The sequence below is a fragment of the Rhodoferax sp. genome (genome assembly GCF_018780565.1).
GTDB lineage: Bacteria > Pseudomonadota > Gammaproteobacteria > Burkholderiales > Burkholderiaceae_C > Rhodoferax.
Genome location: NZ_JADMJN010000004.1, coordinates 91,654 through 100,587, shown reverse-complemented (window position 1 = coordinate 100,587; position 8,934 = coordinate 91,654). Strand labels below are relative to the sequence as shown.

General features: G+C 61.5%; 9 protein-coding genes. 1 reads left to right on the top strand and 8 read right to left on the bottom strand.

Annotated elements, in window-relative coordinates; all coding sequences use genetic code 11:
• Nucleotides 1–910: FMN-binding glutamate synthase family protein (locus tag IV109_RS07485; RefSeq protein WP_296694489.1), on the top strand; the 910-nt coding region annotated here is incomplete at its 5' end.
• Here the strand turns inward: IV109_RS07485 and IV109_RS07480 are convergent.
• The 8 genes from IV109_RS07480 to argS all read right to left on the bottom strand — a co-directional run bounded on the left by IV109_RS07480 (nucleotide 891) and on the right by argS (nucleotide 8,850).
• Nucleotides 891–1,301, bottom strand: a complete 411-nt coding sequence (locus IV109_RS07480; RefSeq protein WP_296694487.1) for a putative toxin-antitoxin system toxin component, PIN family — start codon at nucleotides 1,299–1,301, stop codon at nucleotides 891–893. The two genes, IV109_RS07485 and IV109_RS07480, sit on opposite strands and share 20 nt — an antisense overlap.
• Nucleotides 1,298–2,581 carry a class I SAM-dependent RNA methyltransferase gene (locus tag IV109_RS07475; RefSeq protein WP_296694485.1) on the bottom strand — a complete coding sequence of 428 codons (1,284 nt, stop codon included), beginning with the start codon at nucleotides 2,579–2,581 and terminating at the stop codon, nucleotides 1,298–1,300. The genes IV109_RS07480 and IV109_RS07475 overlap by 4 nt, the downstream gene beginning before the upstream one ends.
• A complete protein-coding gene (rpoN, locus tag IV109_RS07470) occupies nucleotides 2,578–4,179 on the bottom strand; it encodes an RNA polymerase factor sigma-54 (protein WP_296694483.1) in 1,602 nt (533 codons plus the stop codon). Before rpoN ends, IV109_RS07475 begins: the two co-directional genes overlap by 4 nt.
• Before the next feature lie 85 nt (nucleotides 4,180–4,264).
• Entirely contained in the window at nucleotides 4,265–5,062 is a 798-nt protein-coding gene (gene lptB / locus IV109_RS07465; RefSeq protein WP_296694481.1) for an LPS export ABC transporter ATP-binding protein, read from the bottom strand.
• The gene (gene lptA / locus IV109_RS07460; protein WP_296694480.1) at nucleotides 5,059–5,679 is read right to left on the bottom strand and encodes a lipopolysaccharide transport periplasmic protein LptA; all 621 of its coding nucleotides are present in this window, start codon (nucleotides 5,677–5,679) and stop codon (nucleotides 5,059–5,061) included. Before lptA ends, lptB begins: the two co-directional genes overlap by 4 nt.
• 101 nt (nucleotides 5,680–5,780) lie before the next feature.
• A complete protein-coding gene (locus tag IV109_RS07455) occupies nucleotides 5,781–6,431 on the bottom strand; it encodes a thiol:disulfide interchange protein DsbA/DsbL (RefSeq protein ID WP_296694478.1) in 651 nt (216 codons plus the stop codon).
• Between the two features lie 71 nt (nucleotides 6,432–6,502).
• Nucleotides 6,503–7,117: an SPOR domain-containing protein gene (locus tag IV109_RS07450; protein WP_296694477.1), complete on the bottom strand. Its 615-nt coding sequence runs from the start codon at nucleotides 7,115–7,117 to the stop codon at nucleotides 6,503–6,505.
• Between the two features lie 23 nt (nucleotides 7,118–7,140).
• The gene (gene argS / locus IV109_RS07445) at nucleotides 7,141–8,850 is read right to left on the bottom strand and encodes an arginine--tRNA ligase (protein ID WP_296694476.1); all 1,710 of its coding nucleotides are present in this window, start codon (nucleotides 8,848–8,850) and stop codon (nucleotides 7,141–7,143) included.
• Nucleotides 8,851–8,934 lie beyond the last annotated feature (84 nt).

Genomic DNA, 8,934 nt, shown 5'->3' with positions numbered 1-8,934 from the left:
GGTCAAGATGATCGAGCTCAAGCTCAGCCAGGGCGCCAAGCCGGGCCACGGCGGCATGTTGCCGGGCCCCAAGGTCACGGCGGAGATCGCCGCTGCACGCGGGGTGCCCGTGGGCGTGGACTGCATCTCACCGGCTTCGCACAGCGCCTTCAGCACGCCCGTCGAGATGATGCAATTCATCGCCCGGCTGCGCGAATTGTCGGGTGGCAAGCCGACCGGCTTCAAGCTGTGCATCGGGCATCCCTGGGAATGGTTCGCCATGGTCAAGGCGATGCTGGCCACCGGCATCACGCCTGACTTCATTGTGGTGGACGGCGCCGAGGGCGGCACCGGTGCCGCTCCGCTGGAGTTCACCGACCATGTGGGTTCGCCCCTGCAGGAAGGCTTGCTGCTGGTGCACAACACGCTGCGCGGCGTCGGGCTGCGCGACCGGGTCAAGATTGGTTGCGCCGGCAAGGTGGTCAGCGCATTTGACATCGCACGCCTGATGGCACTGGGGGCCGACTGGTGCAACAGTGCGCGCGGCTTCATGTTTGCGCTGGGCTGCATTCAGGCGCAGCACTGCCACACCGGGCAGTGCCCAACCGGCGTGACCACCCAGGACCCACTGCGTCAGCAGTCGCTGGTGGTACCGGACAAGGCAGAGCGGGTCTTCAACTTTCACCAGCAGACCCTGCATGCGCTCAAGGAAATGGTGCAGGCCATCGGCGTGGAGCACCCTCAGGACATCACGGCGCACCACATCGTGCGTCGCACGGCCGACCGCAAGGTGAAGTCACTGGCGCAGCTGATCTTGACGCAGCTACCTGCGGGCGCCTTGCTGAAAGACGACCTGAGCAGCCTGTCCATCATCTACCGCCAAAGCTGGCCAGTGGCCAGCGCCAACAGCTTCAAACTGCAAAATCAATAGCAGAGCAGGCCCGAACCTCAAGGGCTAGAAGCCGTTTGGCCATGCATAAAACGGCGCGATCCTTGCTCAGCAAGGGCGCTTTCAGCGCGACCGCCAGGTCAATGAACTTCTGGTCGTCGGGGTCGGTGCAGGTCACGCTGGCCTTGGCTGCCACGTCCACCATCCTGGCCAGCCCATCGAGCTGGCACAGCACGTCGGCGGCGACCAGCTGGTAAAAATTCATGCGGGCCAGAATCTTCGGGTAGGTCAGCACCCGCTCCAGTTCATCCCGCATGGGCTGCGTTGCCATCCACTGGATTTGTCTGGAGACCAGCGCCAGCTTCAATGGCTGCGTGGCAGGATCATTGAAAACAAACGTGTCCAGGACGATGTTGGTGTCAAGGACGATCATTTCACCCGCGCCGAACCTTTCACCATGTCAAAGCGGAACATGCGGCACTCGATCGGGCCATTCCACATCGGCACGCGGCGTGATTCTTTCAGGCGCATCTTGCCGGGCAGCTTGAGGTCGGGTGTCAGCACCCAGGCAGTCCAGCCAGAATAGTTTTTCTTCCAGTGCGTAGCCAGCTGGCTGAAAAACTCGCCGCCATCTTCGGTGTGGGCCAGCTCGCGTGCGCCAAAGCGGCCCACCGGTTCGTCCTGCTCATAGTCCATGTCCCGGTGCGCGCCAGATTTGCTCATGCCTGCGACACCCGCCACCTCGATACGCTCGCCATAGGGCGGGTTCAGCAGCATCACACCCGGTACTTCGGTGGGCGGCATGCGCTGCAGGGCATCGCCCCCGCGAAATTCGATCACATCGGCCACACCGGCGCGCTGCGCATTGCGCTGGGCAAAGTCCACCATGCGGTGCGCCACATCGCTGCCGAAAATGATCGGCTTCTGCCCCGGCTCGCGCACCACTTCCGATTCAGCCGCTTCCTTTTTCATCGCCTCCCATTCGGCGCGGCGAAACGGCAGATATTTCTCGAAAGCAAAGCGGCGGCGGCTACCAGCGGCAATGTTGCAGGCAATCTGGGCGGCTTCAATCACCACGGTGCCGCTGCCGCAGCAGGGGTCGTACAGCGGCAGTAGGTCATCCTCGCCATCGGCCCAGCCGCTGGCCGCAATCATGGCCGCAGCCAGCGTTTCCTTCAAGGGCGCGTCGCCCTTGTCCTCGCGCCAGCCGCGCTTGAACAGCGGCTCGCCCGAGGTGTCCAGGTACAGCGAGCAGCTGTCGGTGGTCAGGTGGGTGTAGATGCGGGCATCGGGCCACTGGGTGTTGACGTCCGGGCGCACGCCATTGGCCACGGCGCGGAAACGGTCGCACACCGCGTCCTTGATCTTGAGCGCCGCAAAGTTGAGCGAGGTCAGCGGACTGTGCTGCGCCGTCACCTCAACCTTGATACTTTCACGCGGCGTGAACCAGCGTTCCCACGCCACCTCGCTGGCGGCGCGGTACAGGTCCTGCTCGCTGCGGTACTCGGTGTAGGACAGCAGCACCAGCACGCGTTGCGCCAAGCGGCTGTACAGGTTCAGCAGCATCGCATGCGCCAGCGAGGTGCGTACGGCCACGCCCCCGCGCTGCTTGGTCACGCAGCCTGGCGGCAAGCCGGTGATGCGCAGCACTTCGGGCGCCAGGTAGTCTTCCACGCCGGCGGCGCAGGGCAAAAATAATTGAAGTTGGTTCACAAGGCTTTTCTCAGGGATGCGGGGGCAATGCGCAGCCCCTCACGGTATTTGGCCACCGTGCGGCGGGCGCACTCGATGCCCTGCTCTTTGAGCATCTCGGAAATCTGGTTGTCGCTGAGCGGCTTTTTCTCGCTCTCGGCGCTGATGAATTGCTTGATCAGTGCCCGCACCGCCGTACTGGACGCATTGCCCCCGGACTCGGTGCCCAGGCCGGAGCCAAAAAAGTACTTGAGCTCATAGGTGCCATACGGCGTGGCCATGTACTTGGCCGTGGTCACCCGGCTGATGGTGGATTCGTGCAGGCCCAGCTCGTCCGCGATCTCGCGCAGCACCAGCGGACGCATGGCCAGCTCGCCGTGCATGAAAAAGCTTTTTTGCCGCTCGACGATGGCATTGCTGACGCGCAGGATGGTGTCAAAGCGCTGCTGGATATTTTTGATGAACCAGCGCGCCTCCTGCAAGCGCTGCTGCAGGGCCGCGTAGCTGGCAGCATCGTTGCCACCGCCCTTGTGCTGGCGCAGCGCATTGGCATAGATGTCGTGCACCTTCAGGCGCGGCATGACATCGGTGTTGAGGCGCACCTGGAATTTGGCTTGGGCGCCCTTGCCGACCTGGACCACCAGCACATCCGGCACCACGATGTTGCGCTCCACATCCACAAAGCGTCGCCCCGGCTTGGGCTCCAGGCGCCCGATGAGCGTGATGGCTTCGCGTATGGCGGAGTCCGTCGCGCCACACAGCTGCACCAGCCGTTTGACATCGCGCCGGGCCAGCAAATCCATGGGGTGGGCGCAAATCCGCAGTGCAATCTCGATCAGCTTGTGGGTCGCCTTTTGGATGGGGTCGCGTTTCACCGGCTGCAGCAGGGCCTGCAACTGCAGGCTCAGGCACTCGGCCAGGTCGCGCGCGCCCACGCCAGCGGGCTCCAGGCTCTGCAGCAGGCGCAGGGCCACGGTAAAGTGGTGCACGAGTTGCTCGACCTGCTCCGCATCGGTGCCGGCCAGCCCCTCGGCCAGCGCGCTCAACGAGTCTTCCAGGTAGCCATCGTCATTCAGGGACTCAATCAGGAAACGCAGGGCCATCTGATCCTCAGGCCCCAGGCGCAAGGCGAGCGCCTGGCGATGCAGGTAGCTTTGCAGGGTTTCCTGGCTGCGTGCCATCTCGGTCACATCAGCATCTTCATTGCCGTTGAGGTTGTTGGCATGCGCCTTGGCGTCGCCGCCCCACTCGCTGTCATCGGGCGCGATGCTGGCGCTGCCGTCGCCCTCCCAACTCTGCCCATCATCGGCGGAGAGCGGTGTTACCTCAGTATCATTTTCGCCAGAAGTCTTCGTCTCCATTGCATAATCAGCTACGGTATTTGTAGCGGACTCGGCCTCGATGTCATCGTTGCGAACTGGCGCGTCGGCGCTTGTCACGCCGAATTCTTCGCGCAGCGGCTCGTCACTACCCAGCTCCAGAAACGGGTTTTCATCCAGCATCTGGTCAACCTCCTGGCTGAGCTCCAGCGTGGACAACTGCAGCAGCCGGATGGACTGCTGCAACTGCGGCGTGAGCGCCAGGTGCTGCGAAACCCGAAGGGAAAGACCTTGCTTCATCGGGTCACCATCGTGGCAAGCGCGAGCGCAGCGCGGTACATGTACTGTTCTCGAAGAGCGACGAAGTCACAAGCATGGGCCATCTTTACATCTTGAAATGTTCTCCGAGGTACACGCGGCGCACCTCGGCGTCGTTGACGATCTCGGCAGGTGTTCCCTGTGCCAAAACCCGGCCATCGCTGATGATGTAGGCATGGTCACAAATGCCCAGGGTTTCGCGCACGTTGTGGTCGGTGATCAGCACCCCGATACCCCGGTTCTTCAGGAAGCTGATGATGCGCTGGATTTCGATCACGGCAATCGGGTCAATGCCGGCAAACGGTTCGTCAAGCAGGATAAAGCGTGGCTGGGTGGCCAGCGCGCGGGCAATCTCAACCCTGCGTCGCTCGCCGCCCGACAAAGCCAGCGCGGGTGTCTCGCGCAGGTGATCCACCCTCAAATCCCGCAGCAAAGCCGTCAACCGCGTTTCGATTTCGGCCTTGGCCAGTGGCTTGCCATGGTCGTCGCGCTGCAACTCCAGCACCGCGCGCACATTGTCTTCCACATTGAGTTTGCGAAAAATCGAGGCTTCCTGCGGCAAATAACTCAAACCCAGCCGTGCACGCCGATGGATGGGCATGTGCTCCACCGACTCGCCATCAATCGTGATGTCACCCGCACTGGCATGGACCAAGCCCACGATCATGTAGAACGAAGTGGTCTTGCCCGCGCCATTGGGACCCAGCAAACCCACGATCTCGCCCTTGCGAACCACCAGGGACACATCCTTGACCGCCTTGCGACTGCCATAAAACTTCTGAAGGTGACTGGCTTCGAGCCGACTTTCCTGTGGCGAAGCCTGGGCGCGTGATGCCGTGTCACCCGCCAACGGGGTCTGGGTCACTTCTTCTCCCCTCCCAAGGCAGGGGTAGCGCGCAAGACGGGGGCCGGCGAAGCAGGATTGGCCGGTGCCGCCGTATTGTCCGGCTTGGGGGTGAGCATCGCCCGCACCCGGCCACCCGGCGCGCTCGGGGACCCCTTGGCCGCCCCACCGTCGATGGTGAACACATCCGTGATGTTGTCGTAAAGAATCACGCCACCGGTCATCTCATCGTTCAGCGTGGCGCCCCGGTAGCGACGCAACTGTGCTTTCTTGATGAATTTGACGGTGTCGGCGCGACCGTCGTATTCAATCGTCTCGCCCTCACCTTCAATGAACTCGTCCAGTCCTTCCCGCTTTTGCCGGTAGTAAGCCAGCTTGCCCGCCTCGGCGGTCACGACGCCGAACTGGTAGCCCTCCGCATCTTGACGAACCTCGACCCTGGCACCCCGGATGAGGATGGTCCCCTTGGTCAGGACCACCCGCCCGGTGAAGATACTGGTCTGCTTCAGGTCGTCGTAGCGCAAGGCATCCGACTCCACGTTCATGGGCTTGTTGCGGTCGGCTTTTTCAGCGCTGGCGGCTCCCCCGAACAGGGTCACAACCACAACGAGAAGCAGGTGGAAAAAGGATGATTTCATAAGGGCACGAATCTTGCATTAAAGTCTTGCCGTTTCATTGTAACGATCAGAAACAGCTCGACCCCTCAAAGGGGTCGAACAAAGGCTTTAAAGCGCCAGATTCATTGCCCTTTGCGAATCCCTGCGGCGAGAAACTCCACAATTTGCAGTGCCCGGTCCATGTTTTTGGCCAGCGTGCCATCGGTATAAAAGCGTCCGGCCACGCCCAGCGCAGGAACACCTTCAACCTTGTAGGCGTTTTGCAACTGCGTCCCGCGCGTCGCCTTGGCAGAGACCGAGAACGAATTGAATTGCTCCAGGAATTTGGCTTTGTCGACGCCCTGCTTGGCCACCCAGTCGACAATCGCCTCGCCCTTGGTCAGGTTCTGCTTCTCGGTGTGGATGGCCGCAAACACCTTGGCATGGAGCTTGTCCAGCAAACCCATGGCTTCCAGGGCATAAAACAGGCGCTGCTGGGGCACAAAATCATCCCGGAAGGAAACAGGTATCCGCCTCACCACCAGATCTTTGGGGGCGCGTTTGCTCCAGGCATCGAAGGCAGGCTCAAAGGCATGGCAATGCGGGCAGCTGTACCAGAAGAACTCGATGATCTCGATTTTCCCGGCTGGCGCATCGACGGTGACACGTTTGTCCAGGCTCAGATAGTCAACGCCAGACTCCGGGGACTTGCCCTGCGCCAGCGCCGTGGATTGAACAAATGCAGAACCCGCAACAACAGCACCGCAGGCCACAGAAAAATCACGTCGCTTCATATGCAAAAACTCCAGTTAAATCAGTCGGACCGAGTCGGTTTCAAAAAGTTCACCCCTGCCCGCGGGGCGCGCTAGCGCTGCACCCGAACCAATGCCGTCTCCAGCCCGGCAGCGTCGAGCTTTTCCTTGACTTTGTCGGCGTCGTCTTTTTTGTCAAACGGGCCGACACGCACACGATAGACCAGGCGACCGGATTGTTCGCGCTCGGACACCTTGGCCTCCACGCCGCTGAGGGAAAGCTTGGCGCGCTGGGTTTCGGCATCTTCGGGGGTGCGAAAGGCACCCACCTGCACAAAGTAGGAGAACGGTTCCACCACCGCGCCGGCCGAACGGGACTTGACCAGATCACCCAGAGGATCTGCCGTCACCGCAGGCTTGGATTCGGCTTTGGCCGCAGGGAGGGCAGCCGGCGGCGCGTCAGTCGCCGGCTTGGGTGCGGAGGCGGCTGAGGCAGGGGCAGCCGCTGCTGGCTTGGCCGGGTTCTTGCCGTACAAAGGCGTGTTGGGGTCCCAGTCCTTGTTCTTTTTGGTCTCCGCCGCATCCTGGTCAGCCGTACGGCTTTGACCCTTGTTGACAAACGGGATCGGCACTTTGGTGACGTAAACGGCTACCGCCAATGCTGCCCCAAGGCCCACCACCACCCCAATCACAAACCCCAAAAAGGTTCCACCGCGCTGCTTGTCCATGCATTGACCTTAAAAGACTTGAATTACATTTTTTGCGGTGCACTGACGCCCAGCACAGCCAGGCCGTTGTGCAGCACCTGCGCCGTGGCGGCGACCAGCGCCAGACGAGCGCGTTTCACGACCTCGTCTTCCACCAGAATACGCTCTGCATCGTAATAGCTGTGGTAGCTGGCAGCGAGTTCGCGCAGGTAAAAAGTTACATCATGTGGCGCGAAATCCACTGCGGCGGCCGTGAGCATCTCGGGGTATTTGGCCAGCAGCAGCATCAGGGCCTGGGCTTGCGGGCTTTCCAAAGGCGTCAGGTCGGCCTGACCCAGGCTCGCCACGTCGCCACCGTCTTTCTCACGCCAGGCCGCCAGCACGGAGCAGATCCGGGCATGGGCGTACTGCACGTAGTACACCGGGTTGTCATTGTTCTTGGCCACCGCCAGGTCCACATCGAAGGTGTACTCGGTGTCTGGCTTGCGGCTCAGCAGGAAGAAGCGCACCGCATCCTTGCTGGTCCACTCGATCAGGTCGCGCAGCGTGACATAGCTGCCTGCGCGCTTGGAAATCTTGACTTCTTCTCCCCCCCGCACCACCCGCACCATGGTGTGCAGCACATAGTCCGGGTAACCTTGAGGAATGCCGACACCGGCAGCCTGCAGACCCGCACGCACCCGGGCAATGGTGCCGTGGTGATCGGTACCCTGGATGTTGACGACCTTCTCGAAGCCGCGTTCCCATTTGGTGATGTGGTAGGCCACGTCCGGCACAAAGTAGGTGTAAGTGCCGTCACCCTTGCGCATGACGCGGTCCTTGTCATCGCCGTACTCGGTGGACTTGAGCCACAGGGCGCCGTCATGCTCATAAGTCTTGCCTGCATCGTGCAGCTTCTTCACGGCATCATCTACCTTGCCGCTGAGGTAAAGACTGCTTTCAAGATAGTAGTTGTCAAACTTGACGGAAAAAGCCTTCAGGTCCAGGTCCTGCTCATGGCGCAGGTAGGCCACGGCAAACAGACGGATATCGTCCAGCGCATCCACATCGCCCGATGCAGTGAACTCACGGTCATCGGAGCGAACCGTCTTTTTGGCGAGGAAGTCGGCAGCAATGTCGGCAATGTAGTCGCCGTTGTAAAAGCCTTTGCTCAGCGGGTTGTCCGGATCGGTCGGCCAGCAGTCATCTCCCGGCTTGAAACCTTTGGCGCGCAATTGCGTGCTGTGGGCCAGGGTGTTGATCTGCACACCGGCATCGTTGTAATAGAACTCGCGGTAAACGTCCCAGCCCTGGCTCGCGTACAAATTACAGATGGCGTCTCCCAGCGCAGCCTGACGACCATGGCCCACATGCAAGGGGCCCGTGGGGTTGGCAGAGACAAACTCGACCAGCATGCGATGCCCCGTACTGGGCTGGTAGCCAAACTGGGATGCCTGCGACAGCACCTCCCGCAGCACCTGCTGCTTTGCCGAAGGCTTGAGCTTGATATTGATGAAACCCGGACCGGCAATATCGACCGCATCCACCCAGGCTTGAAACGCCGGGTTGCCCAGCAAGGCCGTGCGCAGGCTCTCGGCCAGCTGCCGGGGGTTGAGTTTGAGCGGTTTGGCGAGTTGCATGGCGGCCGTGGTGGCCAGATCGCCATGGGCGGCCACCTTGGGCGATTCAAAGGCCGCTTTGGCGCCGGCGCCAGGAGACAGGGTTTCCAGCGCTTGCGCCAGGGCTTCGAGCAATTCAATTTTTACAGACAACATGGGCTGATTTTACGAGGGACGCCCGTGACGCCCGAGCAGGACGGCAGGCACGCCGTGTCAGCCAGTTTGCCAATCAGGGCGTTA

Excerpts from the sequence above, each read along its gene's own strand:
- IV109_RS07480 (WP_296694487.1), bottom strand. The coding sequence starts at position 1,301 with ATGATCGTCCTTGACACCAACATCGTCCTGGACACGTTTGTTTTCAAT.
- rpoN (WP_296694483.1), bottom strand. The coding sequence starts at position 4,179 with ATGAAGCAAGGTCTTTCCCTTCGGGTTTCGCAGCACCTGGCGCTCACG.
- lptA (WP_296694480.1), bottom strand. The coding sequence starts at position 5,679 with ATGAAATCATCCTTTTTCCACCTGCTTCTCGTTGTGGTTGTGACCCTG.
- IV109_RS07455 (WP_296694478.1), bottom strand. The coding sequence starts at position 6,431 with ATGAAGCGACGTGATTTTTCTGTGGCCTGCGGTGCTGTTGTTGCGGGT.
- IV109_RS07450 (WP_296694477.1), bottom strand. The coding sequence starts at position 7,117 with ATGGACAAGCAGCGCGGTGGAACCTTTTTGGGGTTTGTGATTGGGGTG.
- argS (WP_296694476.1), bottom strand. The coding sequence starts at position 8,850 with ATGTTGTCTGTAAAAATTGAATTGCTCGAAGCCCTGGCGCAAGCGCTG.